The 18330-nt window shown below is 61.8% G+C and carries 23 protein-coding genes and 1 tRNA gene; 1 reads left to right on the top strand and 23 read right to left on the bottom strand.

Going from position 1 to position 18330, the window contains the following annotated elements:
• Nucleotides 1-291: 291 nt before the first annotated feature.
• The 7 genes from AWB75_RS21435 to AWB75_RS21465 all read right to left on the bottom strand — a co-directional run bounded on the left by AWB75_RS21435 (nt 292) and on the right by AWB75_RS21465 (nt 5389).
• A tRNA-Thr gene (locus AWB75_RS21435) sits at nt 292-367 on the bottom strand.
• Nucleotides 368-385: 18 nt separating this feature from the next.
• Nucleotides 386-871 (bottom strand): ClpXP protease specificity-enhancing factor, encoded by a 486-nt coding sequence (locus AWB75_RS21440; protein WP_061126091.1) that lies wholly within the window; start codon nt 869-871, stop codon nt 386-388.
• 63 nt (nt 872-934) lie between these two features.
• Nucleotides 935-1546, bottom strand: coding sequence for a glutathione S-transferase N-terminal domain-containing protein (locus AWB75_RS21445; RefSeq protein ID WP_014192402.1), 612 nt, complete (start codon nt 1544-1546; stop codon nt 935-937).
• 95 nt (nt 1547-1641) lie between these two features.
• Nucleotides 1642-2397, bottom strand: coding sequence for a cytochrome c1 (locus AWB75_RS21450; RefSeq protein WP_061126092.1), 756 nt, complete (start codon nt 2395-2397; stop codon nt 1642-1644).
• A 23-nt stretch (nt 2398-2420) separates the two neighbouring features.
• A complete protein-coding gene (locus AWB75_RS21455) occupies nt 2421-3803 on the bottom strand; it encodes a cytochrome b (RefSeq protein ID WP_061126093.1) in 1383 nt (460 codons plus the stop codon).
• Nucleotides 3804-4424 (bottom strand): ubiquinol-cytochrome c reductase iron-sulfur subunit, encoded by a 621-nt coding sequence (gene petA / locus AWB75_RS21460; protein ID WP_061126094.1) that lies wholly within the window; start codon nt 4422-4424, stop codon nt 3804-3806.
• A 218-nt stretch (nt 4425-4642) separates the two neighbouring features.
• Nucleotides 4643-5389: a Nif3-like dinuclear metal center hexameric protein gene (locus tag AWB75_RS21465; protein WP_061126095.1), complete on the bottom strand. Its 747-nt coding sequence runs from the start codon at nt 5387-5389 to the stop codon at nt 4643-4645.
• A gap of 20 nt (nt 5390-5409) precedes the next feature.
• Between AWB75_RS21465 and AWB75_RS21470 the strand changes: the two genes are divergently transcribed.
• Nucleotides 5410-6633 (top strand): S1C family serine protease, encoded by a 1224-nt coding sequence (locus AWB75_RS21470; RefSeq protein ID WP_061126096.1) that lies wholly within the window; start codon nt 5410-5412, stop codon nt 6631-6633.
• Nucleotides 6634-6729: 96 nt separating this feature from the next.
• On the opposite strand, the gene tatC is transcribed toward AWB75_RS21470, so the two are convergent.
• The 16 genes from tatC to murA all read right to left on the bottom strand — a co-directional run bounded on the left by tatC (nt 6730) and on the right by murA (nt 18288).
• Nucleotides 6730-7506 carry a twin-arginine translocase subunit TatC gene (tatC, locus tag AWB75_RS21475; protein WP_061126097.1) on the bottom strand — a complete coding sequence of 259 codons (777 nt, stop codon included), beginning with the start codon at nt 7504-7506 and terminating at the stop codon, nt 6730-6732.
• 49 nt (nt 7507-7555) lie between these two features.
• Nucleotides 7556-8086, bottom strand: a complete 531-nt coding sequence (tatB, locus tag AWB75_RS21480; RefSeq protein WP_061126098.1) for a Sec-independent protein translocase protein TatB — start codon at nt 8084-8086, stop codon at nt 7556-7558.
• 36 nt (nt 8087-8122) lie between these two features.
• Nucleotides 8123-8359 carry a Sec-independent protein translocase subunit TatA gene (gene tatA, locus AWB75_RS21485; protein ID WP_061126099.1) on the bottom strand — a complete coding sequence of 79 codons (237 nt, stop codon included), beginning with the start codon at nt 8357-8359 and terminating at the stop codon, nt 8123-8125.
• Between the two features lie 153 nt (nt 8360-8512).
• Complete coding sequence (locus AWB75_RS21490) at nt 8513-8875, bottom strand: histidine triad nucleotide-binding protein (protein WP_061126100.1); 363 nt, start codon at nt 8873-8875, stop codon at nt 8513-8515.
• Nucleotides 8876-8905: 30 nt separating this feature from the next.
• On the bottom strand, nt 8906-9298 hold the full coding sequence (locus AWB75_RS21495) for a DUF4870 family protein (protein ID WP_061126101.1): 393 nt from the start codon (nt 9296-9298) through the stop codon (nt 8906-8908).
• 30 nt (nt 9299-9328) lie between these two features.
• On the bottom strand, nt 9329-9697 hold the full coding sequence (locus AWB75_RS21500; RefSeq protein WP_061126102.1) for a phosphoribosyl-ATP diphosphatase: 369 nt from the start codon (nt 9695-9697) through the stop codon (nt 9329-9331).
• Nucleotides 9694-10098 carry a phosphoribosyl-AMP cyclohydrolase gene (hisI, locus tag AWB75_RS21505; RefSeq protein ID WP_061126103.1) on the bottom strand — a complete coding sequence of 135 codons (405 nt, stop codon included), beginning with the start codon at nt 10096-10098 and terminating at the stop codon, nt 9694-9696. The genes AWB75_RS21500 and hisI overlap by 4 nt, the downstream gene beginning before the upstream one ends.
• Before the next feature lie 4 nt (nt 10099-10102).
• Nucleotides 10103-10876 (bottom strand): imidazole glycerol phosphate synthase subunit HisF, encoded by a 774-nt coding sequence (hisF, locus tag AWB75_RS21510; protein WP_061126104.1) that lies wholly within the window; start codon nt 10874-10876, stop codon nt 10103-10105.
• 78 nt (nt 10877-10954) lie between these two features.
• Nucleotides 10955-11707 (bottom strand): 1-(5-phosphoribosyl)-5-[(5-phosphoribosylamino)methylideneamino]imidazole-4-carboxamide isomerase, encoded by a 753-nt coding sequence (gene hisA / locus AWB75_RS21515; protein WP_061126105.1) that lies wholly within the window; start codon nt 11705-11707, stop codon nt 10955-10957.
• Between the two features lie 148 nt (nt 11708-11855).
• Nucleotides 11856-12497: an imidazole glycerol phosphate synthase subunit HisH gene (hisH, locus tag AWB75_RS21520; RefSeq protein WP_087086729.1), complete on the bottom strand. Its 642-nt coding sequence runs from the start codon at nt 12495-12497 to the stop codon at nt 11856-11858.
• Nucleotides 12494-13114 carry a MarC family protein gene (locus AWB75_RS21525; protein ID WP_061126107.1) on the bottom strand — a complete coding sequence of 207 codons (621 nt, stop codon included), beginning with the start codon at nt 13112-13114 and terminating at the stop codon, nt 12494-12496. Before AWB75_RS21525 ends, hisH begins: the two co-directional genes overlap by 4 nt.
• 36 nt (nt 13115-13150) lie before the next feature.
• On the bottom strand, nt 13151-13738 hold the full coding sequence (gene hisB / locus AWB75_RS21530; RefSeq protein ID WP_061126108.1) for an imidazoleglycerol-phosphate dehydratase HisB: 588 nt from the start codon (nt 13736-13738) through the stop codon (nt 13151-13153).
• A gap of 32 nt (nt 13739-13770) precedes the next feature.
• A complete protein-coding gene (gene hisC, locus AWB75_RS21535; RefSeq protein ID WP_061126109.1) occupies nt 13771-14844 on the bottom strand; it encodes a histidinol-phosphate transaminase in 1074 nt (357 codons plus the stop codon).
• A 105-nt stretch (nt 14845-14949) separates the two neighbouring features.
• Nucleotides 14950-16272, bottom strand: a complete 1323-nt coding sequence (gene hisD, locus AWB75_RS21540; RefSeq protein WP_061126110.1) for a histidinol dehydrogenase — start codon at nt 16270-16272, stop codon at nt 14950-14952.
• Between the two features lie 46 nt (nt 16273-16318).
• Complete coding sequence (gene hisG, locus AWB75_RS21545; protein WP_061126111.1) at nt 16319-17020, bottom strand: ATP phosphoribosyltransferase; 702 nt, start codon at nt 17018-17020, stop codon at nt 16319-16321.
• Nucleotides 17017-18288, bottom strand: coding sequence for a UDP-N-acetylglucosamine 1-carboxyvinyltransferase (murA, locus tag AWB75_RS21550; RefSeq protein WP_061126167.1), 1272 nt, complete (start codon nt 18286-18288; stop codon nt 17017-17019). The genes hisG and murA overlap by 4 nt, the downstream gene beginning before the upstream one ends.
• Nucleotides 18289-18330: the final 42 nt, after the last annotated feature.

The raw sequence follows: 18330 nt of genomic DNA on the forward strand, positions 1-18330 counted from the left end.
CTTGATTACTTTTGCTATTGCTCCAGCCTCGAAAGACTGAAACCGCACTCGCCATCAAGCGCCCACACTTATCGGCTGTTAGTTTTTAAAGAGCACATCGCAAGACCGTCAAACCCGCCTACCGTCTTGCGTCGCTGCGTTGTCAGCAGCAGAGAAACGAGATTATGAAGAACGACCCGGTTACTGTCAACAAGAATTTCTCAACTTCTTGCCTCGCTGACTGACCTACCCATCCAACCGAATCAAAGCAAACGGGCCGTGCAAACATCGCACGACCCGTGCCTTAACTCTTGGTGCCGGCTGCAGGACTCGAACCCGCCACCTGATGATTACAAATCAACTGCTCTACCAGATGAGCTAAGCCGGCGAAGGTCGAGATTCTACTTCATTTGACGACTTTGAGGTGGGACCTTGCGGCCGATTTCAAAGCATCGTCGTCGGCGTTCGATTCCGACTCGTCGAGTGAAGTCGAACTAGCCGGCTCCTCGATCTGCCGATCACGCTCGACCGGCCGTGAACCGATCGGTGCACTCGCCAGGTCCGCGCCCGAATGGGAGGCCGGCTCGACCGGAAACGCCATGCCTTGACCGTTTTCCCGCGCATAAATGGCGAGCACGTTTGCGACTTGCACTTCGATCTTGTGGGACTTGCCCGAGAAGCGCGCGCTGAACTCGATCCACTCGTTGCCCATCTGCAGTTGGCTCGTCGCCTCGAAACTGATGTTCAACACGATCTCGTCGTTGCGCACGAACTGGCGCGGCACACGCGTAGCCGCATCGACTCGCACGGCGATGTGGGGCGTAAAGCCATTGTCCGTGCACCACTCGTACAGCGCGCGCAACAAATACGGCTTGGTGGAAATCTCTTGCATCAACTTTCCTCTGTCGAAACGCGACCGCGCGAAACTGCGCAGCCGCCTTCCAACGCACGCAAACTATCGACGCATCACCTTTTCGGAAGGCGTCAGCGCTTCAATATAAGCCGGGCGGCTGAAGATCCGCTCGGCGTACTTCATCAACGGGGCCGCGTTCTTCGACAACTCGATGCCGTAGTGATCCAGGCGCCACAGCAGCGGCGCGATCGCGACGTCGAGCATCGAAAACTCTTCGCCCAGCATGTACTTGTTCTTCAGGAAGATCGGTGCGAGCTGCGTGAGGCGATCGCGGATCGCGCCACGCGCCTTCTCGTGATTCTTCTCGGCGGCCTTGCCCTTCTCGTTTTCGAGCGTGCCGACGTGAACGAACAGTTCCTTCTCGAAGTTCAGCAGGAACAGGCGCGCGCGGGCGCGCTGCACCGGATCTGCCGGCATGAGCTGCGGGTGCGGGAAACGCTCGTCGATATATTCGTTGATGATATTCGACTCGTACAGGATCAGGTCACGCTCGACCAGAATCGGTACCTGTCCGTAAGGGTTCATTACCGCGATGTCTTCCGGCTTGTTGAACAGATCGACGTCGCGGATCTCGAAATCCATGCCCTTTTCGAACAACACCAGCCGGCAGCGCTGGGAGAACGGGCAAGTAGTGCCGGAATACAGAACCATCATGTTTTTAAAGTTCCTTCAGTAAACTCGAAGGGCCGGCTGCGACGCTCCCTTTCCGGGGAACGTCGTCGCGCCGACCCACGCCGTCGAGGGGCGCGCTATTTGATATCTTTCCAGTATGCCGCGTTCAGGCGCCACGCGAGGAAACTCAACAGCGCCAGGAACAGCAGAACCCAGACGCCGAGCCGCTTGCGCGTCTGCTGCGCGGGTTCCGACATCCACGACATGTACGAAACGAGATCGGCCACACTTGAATCATAATCCACGGATGACATGGCACCAGGCGTAACCTGAGTGTAACCGACGAACCTTTTTACCTTTTCGCCGGTATGCTCGTCTGTGCCGGTCTCGAATTTGGCGTCCCGGATGCCCTGAAGCGTCCAGAGCACATGCGGCATCCCGACGTTTTCGTACACGCGATTGTTCCAGCCGGTCGGCCGCGTCGGATCACGGTAAAAACTTCGCAGGTACGTGTAGAGCCAGTCCTTGCCGCGCGCCCGAGCCTCGACCGACAAATCCGGCGGCGACGCGCCGAACCACGCTTTCGCGTCGTCCGGACGCATCGCGATGGACATCGTGTTGCCGACCTTGTCGGTCGAAAACAGCAGATTTTCCTGGATTTGCTTCTCGCTGATGCCGAGATCGGTCAACCGGTTGTACCGCATCAGATTCGCGCTGTGGCAGTTCAGGCAATAGTTTACAAAGATCTGCGCGCCGTGCTGCAGAGACGCGAGGTTGTCCGAGCTATCGGGTGCGCGGTCGAGCACCGCTTCTTCCTCCGCCTGCACGGGCGCCGCGGCGAACGCGAACAGCACCGCAGCGATCATCGATATTGCAGAGAGCCATTTTTTCATCGTATTTGTCTCCGGACGTGCGCTCAGTGAGGTTTGTAGTGCACTCGCTCGGGCGGCGTCTTGAACTTGCCGCGCGGCGTCCAGAAAGGCATGCCGAGGAAGAATGCAAAGTAGATCAGCGCGCAGATCTGTGCGATCAGCGTCGCGGCCGGCGATGGCGGTCGCGTGCCCAAAAATCCGAGCATGAGGAACGCGAACACGAAAATCGCGTAAAAGACCTTGTGGAACATCGGCCGATAACGAATCGACTTCACCGGGCTTCTGTCCAGCCACGGCAGGAAGAACAGCGAAACCACCGCCGTGCCCATCACGACCACGCCCCAGAACTTCGATTCCGTCAACGCCATGAAGATCAGCACGAGCACCGCGAGCACCGGCAGGCCGATCCGCCACTTGCCGCGCGCGCGCACGAGCGCGAGCAGGGCGAGCGCCGCGATGACGATCATCAGCACGATCTTGAACGGATCGGTCGTCGCGCGGAGCATCGCGTAGAACGCCGTGAAGTACCACACCGGCGCGATTTCGGGCGGCGTCTGCAGCGGGTTGGCCGGCACGAAGTTGTTCGCTTCGAGGAAGTAGCCGCCCATCTCCGGCGCGAAGAAGATGATCGCCGCGAAGATCAGCAGGAACACGCACACGCCCATGAAGTCGTGCACCGAGTAGTACGGATGGAACGGAATGCCGTCGAGCGGAATACCGTTCGCGTCCTTCTTCGCCTTGATCTCGACGCCGTCCGGATTATTCGAGCCGACCTCATGCAGCGCGACCAGATGCGCGACCACGAGCCCGATCAGCACGAGCGGAATCGCGATTACGTGGAACGCGAAGAAGCGATTCAGCGTGACGTCCGATACGACGTAATCGCCGCGAATCCACAGCGACAGATCCGGGCCGATGAACGGAATCGCCGAGAACAGGTTCACGATCACCTGCGCGCCCCAGAACGACATCTGCCCCCACGGCAACAGATAGCCGAAGAACGCTTCGGCCATGAGGCACAGGAAGATCGCGCAACCGAAGACCCACACGAGCTCGCGCGGCTTGCGATACGAGCCGTACATCAGCCCGCGGAACATGTGCAGGTAGACAACCACGAAGAACATCGACGCGCCCGTCGAATGCATGTAGCGGATGAGCCAGCCCCACGGCACCTCGCGCATGATGTACTCGACCGATGCGAACGCGAGCGTCGCATCGGGCTTGTAGTTCATCGTGAGAAAAATGCCCGTGACGATCTGGTTGACCAGCACCAGCAGCGCGAGCGAGCCGAAGAAGTACCAGAAGTTGAAGTTCTTCGGCGCGTAGTATTCGGAGACGTGTTTCTTCCACGTCGACGTCATCGGGAAGCGACGGTCGATCCAGCCGACCAGTCCCGTCGTCTCGACTTCCTTCTCTGCGGTCGCCATTTACGCCTCTCCCTTTTCGTCCTTGCCGATCACGAGTTGCGTCGCGGAAGTGAACATGAACGGCGGAATGTCCAGGTTCTGCGGCGCGGGCTTGTTCTTGAAGACGCGGCCGGCCATGTCGTAGGTCGAGCCGTGGCACGGGCAAAGGAAGCCGCCCGGCCAGTTATCGGGGAGATTGGGTTGAGGACCTTCGGTGAAACGCGGCGTCGGCGTGCAGCCCAGATGCGTGCACACGGCGACCGCCACGAAAATGTTCTTGTGATCGGCGCGCGAACGGAACTCGTTGTTGCAGTACTCCGGCAACGGCATCGAGAATTCCATCTTCGATTGCGGGTCGGCCACTTCGTTGTCGGCTTTCTTGACGTCGGACAGCATTTCGTCGGTGCGATTCACGATCCACACCGGCTTGCCGCGCCAGGCGACGGTCATCATGTCGCCGGGCTTGAGTCCGCTGATATCGACCTCGACGGGCGCGCCCGCCGCCTTGGCCTTCTCCGATGGAGCGAACGAACCTACAAAAGGAACCACGGTGGCCACTGCTCCGAAACCACCTACTGCGGTCGTCGCAATCAGCCAGGTACGGCGGCCGCCGTCGACGCGTTTTTCTTCCTTGTCTCGCATCACACGCCCCACTTCTGAGTTGGATTTATACCGTCACATCAGTTGTTCCGCCGCTAGTGTGCGCGAATGGAGTTGGCATTTACAAGGGCCGACTAGCAAAAATCACTCGAAGTGATTGATGCTTCAGGGTTTTCCCCACGTTTTTCGCGCAATCTCATGAAGCGTTCATTTAAGCCGGCTAGCAGCGCCAATAATCGCCGAATGGGCTTAATGGTGCATTAAACCGGATTATCGACATCGATAAAAAGATGTTCGAGATCGAATTGCTCCGACAGATGCGTGCCCACTGCCTGCACGCCGTAGCGCTCCGTCGCGTGATGGCCGGCCGCGATATATGCGACGCCGGATTCCGCCGCGATGTGCATGGTCTGCTCGGAGACTTCGCCGCTGAGATACACATCCGCGCCGGCCGCGATGGCCTCTTCGAAGTAGCCCTGTGCACCGCCGGTGCACCACGCGACGCGCCGCAGTTCCTTGTCCGTATCGCCGAACACGAGCGGCTTTCTGCCGAGCGCGTTCTCGACCATGGCGCTGAAGTGCTCGAGCGGGAGCGGCATGCCGAGCGTCGCGACCCAGCCGAGGTCCTGATCGGCGAAACGGGCGTCCGCGATCAGACCGAGCCGCGCGCCGATCTGCGCGTTGTTGCCCAACTCCGGATGCGAGTCGAGCGGAAGATGGTAGGCAAAAAGATTGATGTCGTTGGCGATCAGCGTGCGCAACCGCCTATGCTTGCGCCCCGTGATCTGCGGCGCCTCGTTACGCCAGAAGTAGCCGTGATGCACGAGCACGGTGTCCGCGCCCCACTCCACGGCGGCTTCCAGGAAGGCCAGCGACGCCGTCACGCCGGTCGCGATCTTGCGCACGCGGCGCGCGCCTTCAACCTGCAGACCGTTCGGGCAATAGTCCTTGAAGCGGCCGATTTCCAGCAGATTGTTCAGATACAATTCGAGTTCGATCCGATCCATGAAATCCTCTATCCCTTCAAATGCTTAGACGCTTCTGGCTATTCTTTGCCCAAGCGGTCACCGTGCTTTTGGCCCTGATGTTCATCATCGCGACCTTGAAACCGCAGTGGCTCCAACGTCAAGGCCAATTCGGCAAGCAGCTTGCCGAGCCGATCGTCGCATTGCAGGAGGTGGCGCCGAGCATTGGCTCGAGGCCGCTTCAGTCGTCCTTTTCGGAAGGCGCGCAAAAGGCGATGCCGGCCGTCGTGAACGTGTTCTCCAGCAAGGACGGCAATCTGCCGCCCGACCCGCGCGCGAAAGACCCGCTATTCCGCTACTTCTTCGGTGAAAAGAACAAGCGCAAGAGCGACGAGCCGCCAGCGTCGAATCTCGGCTCCGGTGTCATCGTCAGCCCGGAAGGTTACATTCTAACGAACCAGCACGTCGTCGACGGTGCGGATCAGATCGAAGTCGCCCTCGCCGATGGCCGCACGTCGAGCGCAAAGGTGATCGGCGTCGATCCGGAAACCGACCTCGCCGTGCTCAAGATCAACATGACCAACCTGCCGAGCATCACGCTCGGGCGCATGGACCAGACGCGCGTGGGCGATGTCGTGCTCGCGATCGGCAATCCGTTCGGCGTCGGTCAGACGGTTACGATGGGCATCGTGAGCGCGCTCGGACGCAATCATCTCGGCATCAATACGTTCGAGAACTTCATTCAGACCGACGCCGCAATCAACCCCGGCAACTCGGGCGGCGCACTGGTCGACGTGAACGGCAATCTGCTCGGCATCAACACGGCGATCTATTCGCGCAGCGGCGGCTCGCTCGGCATCGGCTTCGCCATTCCCGTGTCGACCGCGCGCAGCGTGCTGGAAAGCATCATCACGACTGGCACCGTGACGCGCGGCTGGATCGGCGTGGAGCCGCAAGATGTGACGCCGGAGATCGCCGAATCGTTCGGGCTCGACCAGAAGTCCGGCGCGATCGTCGCGGGCGTGCTGCAGGGCGGCCCGGCGGACAAGGCGGGCATCAAGCCGGGCGACATCCTCGTGTCCATCAACGACGACACCATCACCGATACGACGCGTCTGCTCAATGTCGTCGCGCAGATCAAGCCGGGCACGTCCGTGAAGGTTCATCTTATGCGCAAGAACAAGGAGCTCGACGTCAGCGTGATGATCGGCAAACGTCCCGCGCCGCCGCGAGCACCACAGATGCCGGATGAAGACGGCGATCAGGGCGATCAGAGCGACGAATAAATCGCCGTGGTTTGGACAGCAAAAAGGCAGCTTCGATCGAATCGAAGCTGCCTTTTTTGCATCTCATCGGCGCGACAATTAGCCGCACCTTCGCGTCTATTCCGCCGCGGCTTCCTCACTCTTGATCTGTTCCTTGCCGACCACCAGCCGCGCCGCGATGATGCCCAACTCATAAAGAATGACGAGCGGAATCGCGAGAATCAGCTGGGAAAAGACATCGGGCGGCGTGACGACCGCCGAAATGACGAAAGCGCCGACGATCACATACGGACGAACCTGCTTGAGCTTTGCGATCGATACAACGCCCATGCGCGCGAGCAGCACGACGACGATCGGCACTTCGAAGGTCACACCGAACGCGATGAACATGGTCAGCACGAAGCTCAGGTAATTGTCGATGTCCGTCGTCATTTCCGCGCCGAGCGGCGCGTTGTAATGCGCCATCACGCGGAAGATAGTCGGGAACACGACGAAATACGCGAACGCCATGCCGCACAGGAACAGCGAGTAGCTGCTGAATACGAGCGGCCCGACGAGTTTCTTCTCGTGCTGATACAGGCCCGGTGCGACGAACGCCCAAATCTGATACAGCACGAACGGCAGCGCGATGACGAATGCAACGAGCATTGTCACTTTCATCGGCACGAAGAACGAGCCGGTGACGTCGGTGACGATCATCTTGCCGTCGGCCGGCAGGTTTTGCATCAGCGGGCGAGCCAGCAGTTTGAAGATGTCCGGCGCCCAGTACACCAGTGCGACGAACACGACGATGACCGAAGCGCCCGCGCGAATGATGCGGTCGCGCAATTCGACCAGATGCGAAATGAACGTCTCTTCGACGGGCTCTTCTTTGGATTGTTGCGGGTCGCTCACGCCGGCCCTCGGTTGATCATGGAAGGAATGGGATCGAAGCGCGGCTCGCTCAGAAGAACCGGGTCTGCCGGCGCAGCGTGGCGGGCGTATGGCGAGCAACGCGCGCCGCGCCCGACTGAACCCGCGTACGGCGCGCGGTGGTGCGCTTGTACCAGTTGGGAATCGCGCTCTGCTTGACGCGCCAGTTCCTGCGCTTGGTCGACGCCGATGACGGCGTGCTTGCCCAAGGCTTGTCCGATGCGGCGCTATCCGCGGATTCCGCCTCGCCGCCCGCGATACTCGGCGCGACCGACGTGCCTTCGTTCCACGCATCGTTCAATTCGGACTCGTGGCGCTTGAGCGTATCGTGAATCGACGACTGGACGTTCGTGGCCGCTGTTTCGAACTCGGTGCGCATTTTCTTCAGCTCATCGAGTTCCATCTCGCGCGCGACTTCCGACTTGACGTCGTTGATGTAGCGCTGAGCGCGCCCAAAGAGTGCACCCGCCGTGCGTGCGACGCCTGGCAGGCGCTCCGGCCCGAGGACCACCAGCGCCACGACGCCGATGACCGCCATTTTGGTCAGACCGAGATCGAGCATTGAACGAGAAGTGGATGGTTGCGGTCGGCGGCCGGATTAACGGTAGTCGCCCGAGCGGGACTTGTCCTTCGCCTCGACATCCACCGCGCCGTTACGCGGCAGTTCGCGCTGATCGGCCGAATTCGCCGGCGTTTCGCCATCGCGCATGCCTTCCTTGAAACCCTTCACCGCACCGCCCAGATCGCCGCCGATATTGCGCAGTTTCTTCGTGCCGAAGACGAGCGCCACGATCAACAAGACGATCAACCAATGCCAAATGCTTAACGAACCCATGATAAAACTCTCCGTGATTCCGCCCCGAATTGGGTACCGGGGACGGAAGGTCGGCCTTTCGACCTAGGCCGAGGCACTTTGCCTCAGCTTCATCTATTGATTTTGCTCGCCCAATATTTCATTGGAAAGGAGAATGCCGACAAAAAATGCGGCTCACCCCATTCGGCGCCACGGGCGCTCGCCGGCTAACAAATGCGCGTGGATGTGATACACCTCCTGCCCGCCACCGGGTCCGGTATTAATTACCGTGCGAAAACCCGTGTCGCCCCCCGTGTAGGACACACCCAAGTCTTTCGCCAACCTTCCGACGAGACTCACCATTCTACCAAGCAGCGGACTGTCACTTTCTGTGCAATGAGAAAGTGTTTCAATATGCTTCCGCGGGATCACCAGCACGTGCACCGGCGCAGCAGGATTGATGTCGTTGAACGCGACAAACTCGTCGTCTTCGTAGACTTTCGTGCTCGGAAGCTGTCCGGAAGCGATCCGGCAAAAAATACAGTTGTCTTGGCTCATGGACTTGACGGATTTCGTTGTCGAATGTGATTACAACCACGCGGTCGGTTCGAGCGTCTTGCTTTCGTAGAGGAAAAGCCAGCCCTTGATGATCCGATACAGCGTCCAGATCCAGGTCGCGCCGATGATCAGGAAGCCGAGGCCGAGCACCCAGATCAGGGCGAAGCCGACGACGTGCCCAAGCAGCGACCACCAGAACGTGCGAATCTGCCAGGTGAAGTGATCGGCGAACGGCGTGCCTTCGGCATCGCTGCGCTTGACGTAGTTGAGGATGATCGCGACGAGGCCGGTGAGTCCGCCCGTCAGCCAATAGACCGCGTACAGCGCGTACAGCACATGCGTGAAGGTGCGCATGTTGCGCAGCCGTTCCGGATCGGATGAGTTCTGAACGACAGGCGGATAGGGTTCGTACGGCCGGTTCATGCTGGACCTCCTTCAGATGCGAGACGCTCGTCAGCCGCCGTTTTGCTCGCGCTCGCGCGACTTGCGCAGCGCCTTCTCTTCGATCCCCGACAAGCCTTCGCGACGCTCGAGTTCGGCGATGACGTCGGCGGGGCTCAGGTCGAAATGGGACAGCGTCACGAGACAATGAAACCACAAATCGGCGACCTCGCTGACCAGTGCTTTTGGTGCGCCGCCGTGGCGCGCGTCCTTCGCGGCGAGCACGACTTCCGTCGCTTCCTCGCCGATCTTCTTCAGGATCGCGTCGTCACCTTTGTGAAAGAGTCGGGAAACGTAGGATTGTTCCGGATCGCCGCCCTTGCGGCTGTCAATGATCGCGGCGAGTCGCAACAGCGTGTCCAGCGTGGTGGCTTGCGTCATTTGTAGATGCTTTCTGGATCTTTCAGCACAGGCTCGACAGCGACCCACTCGCCGTTCTCGGCCGTGCCCTCGAATTTCTGGAAAAAACAGGAGTGGCGTCCGGTGTGACACGCGATACCCGACACCTGTTCGACCTTGAGGAGCACCACGTCTTCGTCGCAGTCGAGACGCACGTCGTGCACGTGCTGCACGTGGCCCGACTCCTCGCCCTTGAACCACAGGCGCTGACGCGATCGCGAAAAGTACACGGCGCGCTTCAGTTCAATGGTCTTCGCTAGCGCCTCGCGATTCATCCACGCGAACATCAACACGTCGTTGCTCGATGCTTCCTGCGCGATCACCGGCACGAGGCCGTTCGCGTCCCACTTCACTTTGTCGAGCCAGTCGGCTTGCGCGTTCATCGGCTTACGTCCTCACCGAAATGCCCTGATCGGCCATGAAGCGCTTCGCTTCGCCGACCGTGTGCTCGCCGTAATGGAAGATGCTCGCGGCGAGCACCGCGTCCGCGTGACCTTCGACGATACCGTCCGCCAGATGCTGCAAGTTGCCGACGCCGCCCGATGCGATCACCGGCACCGGCACCGCGTCCGATACGGCGCGCGTCAACGCGAGGTCGAAGCCGGCCTTGGTGCCGTCGCGGTCCATGCTGGTGAGCAGGATTTCGCCCGCGCCGTATGCGGCCATCTTGCGCGCCCATTCGACCGCGTCGATGCCGGTCGCCTTGCGGCCACCGTGCGTGAAGACTTCCCAGCGCGGCGTTTCGCCCTCGGCCGACACGCGTTTCGCATCAATCGCGACGACGATGCATTGCGAGCCGTGCTTGTCCGACGCGTCGCGCACGAGTTGCGGATTCGCCACCGCCGACGAATTCATGCTGATCTTGTCCGCGCCCGCGTTCAGCAAGCGCCGCACGTCTTCGACCGCGCGCACGCCGCCGCCGACCGTCAGCGGAATGAACACCTGCGAAGCCACCGATTCGATGATCGGCAGAATCAGGTCGCGTTGATCGGACGTGGCGGTGATGTCGAGGAACGTGAGTTCGTCGGCGCCCTGATCGTCGTAGCGCCGCGCGATTTCGACGGGATCGCCCGCGTCGCGCAATTCGACGAAGTTGACGCCCTTCACGACGCGTCCAGCGGTCACGTCGAGACAGGGAATGATGCGTTTTGCGAGAGCCATTTTCTGTGCCGATACGAAGTAGAAGCAGCCGGAAGGCGAGTAAAGAACCGCCCGGCCATGCTCGCGCCGCGAGAAGATTTACGCGCCGTCCGGTTCGCGCAGCACGTCGGCGCGCGTCTGGGCGGCCGTGAAATCGAGATCGCCCGAGTAGATCGCGCGGCCGCAGATCACGCCTTCGACGCCTTCGTCCTCGACTTCACAGAGCGATTCGATATCCGCGATGCTCGACAGCCCGCCGCTCGCGATCACCGGAATCTTCACCGCCCGCGCGAGGCGCACGGTCGCGTCGATGTTGATGCCCTGGAGCATGCCGTCGCGGCCGATGTCGGTATAGATGATCGATTCGCAGCCGTAGTCCTCGAACTTGCGGCCGAGATCCTCGACTTCGTGACCCGTCAGCTTGCTCCAGCCGTCGGTGGCGACCTTGCCGTCCTTCGCGTCCAGTCCGACGATGATATGGCCGCCGAACGCACTGCACGCGTCCCGCAGGAAGCCCGGATTCTTGACCGCCGCGGTGCCGATGATCACGAACGACAAACCGTCGTCGAGATAACGCTCGATGGTTTCCAGATCGCGGATGCCGCCGCCTAGCTGCACGGGAATCTCGCTGCCCACTTCTTCGATGATTGCGCGGATCGCGTCGCCGTTTCTCGGCTTGCCAGCAAAGGCGCCGTTCAGATCGACCAGATGGAGCCGTCGCGCACCGCGATCGACCCAATGTCGGGCCATTGCTGCGGGATCTTCTGAAAAAATGGTCGCCTGGTCCATATCGCCCTGCTTGAGGCGCACGCACTGACCGTCCTTGAGATCGATGGCCGGAATGAGCAGCATAGGTATCGCGTATTTTCGGGGTGAAGTTGATCAAAACGGCGCGCGTGCGGTCTTTCATGCCTTTCGCGCCGTCTCGCTAGTGTAGTACAAGTCTTGCAACGGTCATGCGCCCGTCGTAATAGGCGAAAACGCTAGCGGGCACGCCATTTCACGGGTTCCAGTGCACGAAATTACGGTACAGGCGCAATCCGGCGTCCGCGCTCTTTTCCGGATGGAACTGGGTCGCGAAGATATTGTCACGCGCCACCGCCGACGCAAATGCGCTGCCGTACACGGTTTCGCCGGATGTGTGCGCCGGATTGTCCGGGACCACGTAATAGCTGTGCACGAAGTAGAAGAACGCGCCGTCCGCGACGCCGTCCCAGATCGGGTGCGCCTGTGCCTGGCGCACGCGGTTCCAGCCCATCTGCGGCACCTTGAAGCGCGATCCGTCGTCCTGCAGGAGACCGTCGAGCTGGAAGCGCACGACCTTGCCCGGCAGAAGGCCGAGGCCTTTGGTGTCGCCTTCCTCGCTCCAGTCGAAGAGCATCTGCTCGCCGACGCACACGCCGAGCATCGGTTTCTCGCGCGCCGCCTGCATCAGCGCTTCCTGCAGGCCGGAAGCGGCCAGATGGCCCATGCAGTCGCGCATCGCGCCCTGGCCCGGCAGTACCACGCGATCCGCCGCGTGGATGCCTTGCGGCTGATCGACGATCGCCACGTTCGCGTCGGGTGCAGCCTTTTTCAGCGCCTGGTAGACCGAGCGCAGGTTGCCCATTCCGTAATCAACAATCGCAATCGAAGTAGTCATTTCAAAGATGGCATCAAGGCCTTCAACCCGTCGACGATGAACTCCACCGCCAGCGCGGACAACATCAAACCCATGAGACGCGTGCCGATATTGATCCCGGTGCGCCCGACCACGCGCGCGATCGGCTCGGCGAGATTCAGCGCGCCGAAGCACAGCCCCGCGATGACCGCGCCCAGCACGACGAGCCCGAAACGGTCATACCAGTGCTGCGCATTGGCAGCATAGACGATCACCGTGCTGATCGAGCCGGGACCAGTCAGCAGCGGAATCGCGAGCGGCACGACCGCGACGCTGTTGCGCTCCTCGGCTTCCATGCGTTCTTCGGGCGTCGAGCGCGCGTTGCCGACCTGCGCGTTCAACATGCTGATCGCCATGAGCAGCATGATGATGCCGCCGCCCACTTCGAACGATCCGACCGAAATGCCGAAGAACGCGATGATCTGCTGCCCGAGCAGCGCGGTCACCGCGATCACGCAGAACACCGAAATGGACGCGACGCGAATCGTGTTGCGCCGCTCGATGTCCGACTGCTGCGCGGTCAGGCTGAGAAAAAACGGTATCGCGCCGATCGGGTTGATCAGCGCGAGCAGCGATATGAACGACTTGAACAGATCCATCGTAAGCCCGGCGCGCGCGGGATCGGAGTCGGCGAATCAGAGACTGCCTTTGGTCGACGGAATCTGCCCCGCCGCGCGTTCATCGACTTCGCACGCCATGCGCAGCGCGCGGCCGAACGCTTTGAACACGGTTTCGACCTGATGGTGCGCGTTGATGCCGCGCAGGTTGTCGATATGCAGCGTCACACCCGCGTGATTCACGAATCCGCGGAAGAATTCGATGGTGAGATCGACGTCGAACGTGCCGATGCGCGCGCGCGTGAACGGCACATGGAATTCGAGACCAGGCCGGCCGGAAAAATCGATCACGACACGCGACAGCGCCTCGTCGAGCGGCACGTAGGAATGCCCGTAGCGGCGAATGCCCTTGCGGTCGCCGATAGCCTTCGCCACCGCCTGACCGAGCGTGATGCCGGTGTCTTCGACAGTATGGTGATCGTCGATATGGAGGTCGCCATGCGCTTCGACGTCGAGATCGATGAGCCCGTGACGGGCGATCTGGTCGAGCATGTGATCGAGGAACGGGACGCCGGTGGCGAGCTTCTGCTTGCCGGTGCCGTCCAGATCGAGCTTCACACGGATCTGCGTTTCGCTGGTGTTGCGAACGACTTCCGCAATGCGCATTTTGATTCCTTGAGACTTGATCGTTATGGGGTTCAGTGTGGCGCGATCTTTTTCAGCGCCGCGACCATGTGCGCGTTTTCTTCGGCCGTGCCGACCGTCAAACGTATGCAGTTGGCGAGCAATGGATGCATTTTACCCACGTTTTTGATCAAAACCCGCGAAGTCAGAAGGGTTTCGAAAGCAACGGCCGCGTCCGGAACGCGCACGAGCAGAAAGTTGCCCGCGCTCGGAAATACCGTCATGCCGGGCAGTGCAGCGACTTCGCGCGCGAGCTGCGTGCGTTGCGCGCGCAGTTCGGCGGCTTGCGCGTCGAGCACGTCGAGGTGATCGAGCAAAAAATCGGCGGTGGCTTGCGTCAGCACGTTGATGTTGTACGGCGGGCGCACCTTGTCGAACTGCATGATCCACGAAGGCCGCCCCGCCATGTAGCCGAGGCGGATGCCCGCGAGCCCGAGCTTCGAGACCGTGCGCATCACGACGACGTTGTCGAAGTCCGCGGCGCGCGGCATCCAGCTCTTTTCCGCGAACGGCTGATACGCCTCGTCGATCACGACCAGACTCTTCGATGCCGCCGCGATCACGCGTTCGATGTCGGCGTCGTCGTAGAGCGTGCCGGTCGGATTGTTCGGATACGCGAGGTAGACGAGCGCGGGCGCGTGCTCGTCGATGGCGGCGATGAGCGCATCGGCATCGAGCGTGAAGTCGGCCTTGAGCGGCACGCCGATGAACGCGAGATGCGCGAACTTCGCCGACATTTCGTACATCACGAAGCCTGGCACCGGCGCCACGACCTTCGCGCCCGGCGTCGAGCACGCGACCGACATCATGCTGATCAGCTCGTCCGAGCCGTTGCCGAGCAGCACGTCGCAAGCGTCGGGAACGCGCATCGCGCGCTTGATCTTCGCAAGCAGTTCCGCCGGACGCGGCGCCGGATAGCGATTCAGCGCGACGCCCGCGAGATGCGCGCCGAGACGTTCGGCGAGATCGGCGGGCAGCGTGGAGGGATTTTCCATCGCGTCGAGCTTGATCAGCCCCGTGGCGTCGGGCACGGGATAGCTCGTCATCGCGAGTACGTCGGGACGAATGATGTCTTGGGCTGTCGTCATGATTTCCCGGCGCTCTCTCGCCGGATTTGAGCGGCGGCTCTCAGGCCGCCTCGTTCGATGGGCTCGGCTGTGGGTCGGCCGATATTTTCAGCCGATATTGATCAGTCAGCCGATATTTTTCATTCGATATTCGGCGCTTTTCGCGTGCGCCTGCAGGCCTTCGCCGTACGCCAGTTCCGCCGCGATCTCGCCGAGCGTCTGCGCGCCGTCCGCGCTCACTTCGATCACGCTCGAACGCTTCATGAAATCGTAGACGCCGAGCGGCGACGAGAAACGCGCCGTGCGTGAAGTGGGCAGCACGTGGTTCGGGCCCGCGCAGTAGTCGCCGAGGCTCTCGCTCGTATAGCGGCCGAGGAACATCGCGCCAGCGTTGTGAATCTGCGCGGCCCACTGATGCGGATCGAGCGCGGAAATTTCGAGATGCTCCGGCGCGATGTCGTTCGCGATCGCGCACGCTTCGCGCATGTCTTTCACCTTGATGAGCGCGCCGCGGTCTTCGAGAGAACGCTGGATGACTTCGCGGCGCGGCATCGCGGGCAGCAGCTCGACGATCGCATCTTCGACGCGCTGGATGAAGTCATCGTCGGGACACAGCAGGATGGATTGCGCGAGCTCGTCGTGCTCGGCTTGCGAGAAGAGATCCATCGCGACCCAGCGCGGATCGGTGGTGGCGTCGCAAATCACGAGAATCTCGGACGGCCCCGCGATCATGTCGATGCCGACCGTGCCGAACACGCGACGCTTCGCCGATGCGACATACGCATTGCCCGGGCCGCAGATCTTGTCGACGGCGGGCACCGTTTGCGTGCCGTACGCGAGCGCGGCCACGGCCTGCGCGCCGCCGATCGTGAATACGCGGTCCACGCCGCCGAGCAGCGCCGCCGCGAGTACGAGCGGATTCTTCACGCCGTCGGGCGTCGGCACGACCATCACGATTTCCTTCACGCCCGCGACGCGCGCCGGAATCGCATTCATCAGCACCGACGACGGATACGCCGCCTTGCCGCCCGGCACATAGATGCCCGCGCGATCGAGCGGCGTGACTTTCTGGCCGAGCACGGTGCCGTCGGCTTCGGTGTATTGCCAGCTATGGCTGCCGCACTCGATGCGCTGCTTCTCGTGATAGCCGCGCACGCGCGCCGCCGCCGCTTCGAGGGCCGCGCGGCGCTTGGGTTCCAGACCTTCGAGCGCTGCTTCCATTTCCGACAGCGGCAGCTCGAGCGCCGCGACGCTCGCAGCCTTCAGGCGATCGAACTTGTTGGTGTATTCCAGCACGGCCTGATCGCCGCGCGCTTTGACATCCGCGAGAATCTGCGCGACCGAGCGCTCGATCGCTTCGTCTTCGCTTGCCTCGAATGCGAGGACCGCCCGCAGCGCCTTGTGAAAACCATCGGCGCTGGAATCGAGTTTGCGAATCTTGATAGACATGCTGGTTTTCCGTTTTGCTGGTGGCGCGCCGCAGTGCGCGGCTCGCCTAATTGCCTGTGCCGCCTGCGCTGAGCGTGGCGCGCTCGAAGGCGTCGAGGTACGGCTTGAGCGCCGCGCGCTTCAGCTTGAGCGCCGCCTGGTTCACGACGAGGCGCGACGAAATCTGCATGATCTCTTCCACTTCGACGAGGTTATTCGCCCGCAGCGTGCCGCCCGAACTCACCAGGTCGACGATCGCATCCGCGAGGCCGACGAGCGGCGCGAGCTCCATTGATCCGTACAGCTTGATCAGATCGACGTGCACGCCCTTCGACGCGAAATGCTGGCGAGCGGTCTCGGTGTACTTCGTCGCGACACGCAGGCGCGCGCCCTGACGCACCGCGCTCGCGTAGTCGAAGCCGGCCTTCACTGCCACCGACATCCGGCAACGCGCGATGTCCAGATCGATCGGCTGATACAGACCGCCGCCGCCATGCTCGATCAGCACGTCTTTCCCCGCGACGCCGAAATCCGCCGCGCCGTATTCGACGTAAGTCGGCACATCGGTCGCGCGCACGATGATCACGCGCAGGTTCGGATTCGTGGTCGGGAGAATCAGCTTACGCGAGCTCTCCGGATCTTCGGCCACCTGCACGCCGGCCGCCGCGAGCAGCGGCAGCGTTTCCTCGAAGATACGCCCTTTCGACAGCGCGAGCGTCAGCGGCGCGCGCGGCCCCACCGACGACGACGTCTGCGGAAGCGAACTCATTGCTCGCTCCCGCTGCCCTTGATGCGGCGTACGTTCGCGCCCACGGCCGTCAGCTTCGATTCCATGCGGTCGTAGCCGCGATCCAGATGGTAGATGCGGTCGATGAGCGTTTCGCCGTCGGCGCACATCGCCGCGATCACGAGGCTCGCGGACGCACGCAAGTCGGTCGCCATCACCTTCGCGCCGGAAAGCATCTCGACGCCCGACACGAGCGCCGTGTTGCCGTCGATCGTAATGCGCGCGCCGAGACGGTTCAGCTCCTGCACGTGCATGAAGCGGTTTTCGAAGATCGTCTCGACCACTTGCGACGTGCCGTTGGCGATCGTGTTGAGCGCCATGAACTGCGCCTGCATGTCGGTTGGGAACGCCGGATATTCGGACGTGCGGATGTTCACCGCTTCCGCGCGCTTGTCCATGCGCACGCGCATCCAGTCGTCGCCTTCCTCGATGCTCACGCCGGCTTCGCGCAGCTTGGCGGTCACGGCATCGAGCAGATGCGTGCTCACGCGACGCAGCGTGACATCGCCGCCCGCCGCCGCGACCGCGCACAGGAACGTGCCCGCTTCGATGCGATCCGGCACGACGTCGTGCTTCGCGCCATGCAGCTTTTCGACGCCCTGAATGACGAGCCGGTCTGTGCCGATGCCGTCGATCTTTGCGCCCATCTTCACGAGCAGATGCGCGAGGTCGCTCACTTCCGGCTCGCGCGCCGCGTTCTCGATGACGGTCTCGCCTTCGGCCAGCACCGCCGCCATCAGCAGGTTTTCCGTGCCGGTGACGGTGATCATGTCCGTGATGATGCGCGCGCCCTTCAGACGCTTCGCGCGCGCGTCGATAAAGCCGTGCTCGATGTTGATCTCGGCGCCCATCGCCTGCAGGCCTTTGATGTGCTGATCGACCGGACGCGCACCGATCGCGCAGCCGCCGGGCAGCGACACCTTGGCCTCGCCGAAGCGCGCGACGAGCGGCCCGAGCACGAGAATCGACGCGCGCATCGTCTTCACCATTTCGTACGGCGCGATCAGCTTGTCGACCTTCGATGCATTGAGGGTCACGCGGCCGTCGCCGGACACTTCGCACTGCACGCCCATCTGACGCAGCAGCTTGAGCATCGTGCGCACGTCCTGGAGATTCGGCACGTTCGACAGATGGACGTCGTCGGCGGTGAGAAGGCTTGCGCAAAGAATGGGCAAAGCCGCGTTCTTCGCGCCCGAGACGGTGATTTCGCCGGAAAGCTTCGCGCCTCCCGTGATGACCAGTTTATCCATGCTTGCTTGTCCTTCGACCGAGCTTCCTGCTGCGGAGCCGTT

This window comes from Caballeronia catudaia, assembly GCF_001544755.2.
Taxonomy (GTDB): Bacteria; Pseudomonadota; Gammaproteobacteria; order Burkholderiales; family Burkholderiaceae; genus Caballeronia; species Caballeronia catudaia.

What these genes read in the sequence shown, in the direction of transcription:
- AWB75_RS21440 (WP_061126091.1), bottom strand. Translation starts at nt 871, where the DNA reads ATGCAAGAGATTTCCACCAAGCCGTATTTGTTGCGCGCGCTGTACGAG.
- AWB75_RS21445 (WP_014192402.1), bottom strand. Translation starts at nt 1,546, where the DNA reads ATGATGGTTCTGTATTCCGGCACTACTTGCCCGTTCTCCCAGCGCTGC.
- AWB75_RS21450 (WP_061126092.1), bottom strand. Translation starts at nt 2,397, where the DNA reads ATGAAAAAATGGCTCTCTGCAATATCGATGATCGCTGCGGTGCTGTTC.
- AWB75_RS21455 (WP_061126093.1), bottom strand. Translation starts at nt 3,803, where the DNA reads ATGGCGACCGCAGAGAAGGAAGTCGAGACGACGGGACTGGTCGGCTGG.
- petA (WP_061126094.1), bottom strand. Translation starts at nt 4,424, where the DNA reads ATGCGAGACAAGGAAGAAAAACGCGTCGACGGCGGCCGCCGTACCTGG.
- AWB75_RS21465 (WP_061126095.1), bottom strand. Translation starts at nt 5,389, where the DNA reads ATGGATCGGATCGAACTCGAATTGTATCTGAACAATCTGCTGGAAATC.
- AWB75_RS21470 (WP_061126096.1), top strand. Translation starts at nt 5,410, where the DNA reads ATGCTTAGACGCTTCTGGCTATTCTTTGCCCAAGCGGTCACCGTGCTT.
- tatB (WP_061126098.1), bottom strand. Translation starts at nt 8,086, where the DNA reads ATGCTCGATCTCGGTCTGACCAAAATGGCGGTCATCGGCGTCGTGGCG.
- tatA (WP_061126099.1), bottom strand. Translation starts at nt 8,359, where the DNA reads ATGGGTTCGTTAAGCATTTGGCATTGGTTGATCGTCTTGTTGATCGTG.
- AWB75_RS21490 (WP_061126100.1), bottom strand. Translation starts at nt 8,875, where the DNA reads ATGAGCCAAGACAACTGTATTTTTTGCCGGATCGCTTCCGGACAGCTT.
- AWB75_RS21495 (WP_061126101.1), bottom strand. Translation starts at nt 9,298, where the DNA reads ATGAACCGGCCGTACGAACCCTATCCGCCTGTCGTTCAGAACTCATCC.
- AWB75_RS21500 (WP_061126102.1), bottom strand. Translation starts at nt 9,697, where the DNA reads ATGACGCAAGCCACCACGCTGGACACGCTGTTGCGACTCGCCGCGATC.
- hisI (WP_061126103.1), bottom strand. Translation starts at nt 10,098, where the DNA reads ATGAACGCGCAAGCCGACTGGCTCGACAAAGTGAAGTGGGACGCGAAC.
- hisF (WP_061126104.1), bottom strand. Translation starts at nt 10,876, where the DNA reads ATGGCTCTCGCAAAACGCATCATTCCCTGTCTCGACGTGACCGCTGGA.
- hisA (WP_061126105.1), bottom strand. Translation starts at nt 11,707, where the DNA reads ATGCTGCTCATTCCGGCCATCGATCTCAAGGACGGTCAGTGCGTGCGC.
- hisH (WP_087086729.1), bottom strand. Translation starts at nt 12,497, where the DNA reads ATGACTACTTCGATTGCGATTGTTGATTACGGAATGGGCAACCTGCGC.
- AWB75_RS21525 (WP_061126107.1), bottom strand. Translation starts at nt 13,114, where the DNA reads ATGGATCTGTTCAAGTCGTTCATATCGCTGCTCGCGCTGATCAACCCG.
- hisB (WP_061126108.1), bottom strand. Translation starts at nt 13,738, where the DNA reads ATGCGCATTGCGGAAGTCGTTCGCAACACCAGCGAAACGCAGATCCGT.
- hisC (WP_061126109.1), bottom strand. Translation starts at nt 14,844, where the DNA reads ATGACGACAGCCCAAGACATCATTCGTCCCGACGTACTCGCGATGACG.
- hisD (WP_061126110.1), bottom strand. Translation starts at nt 16,272, where the DNA reads ATGTCTATCAAGATTCGCAAACTCGATTCCAGCGCCGATGGTTTTCAC.
- hisG (WP_061126111.1), bottom strand. Translation starts at nt 17,020, where the DNA reads ATGAGTTCGCTTCCGCAGACGTCGTCGTCGGTGGGGCCGCGCGCGCCG.
- murA (WP_061126167.1), bottom strand. Translation starts at nt 18,288, where the DNA reads ATGGATAAACTGGTCATCACGGGAGGCGCGAAGCTTTCCGGCGAAATC.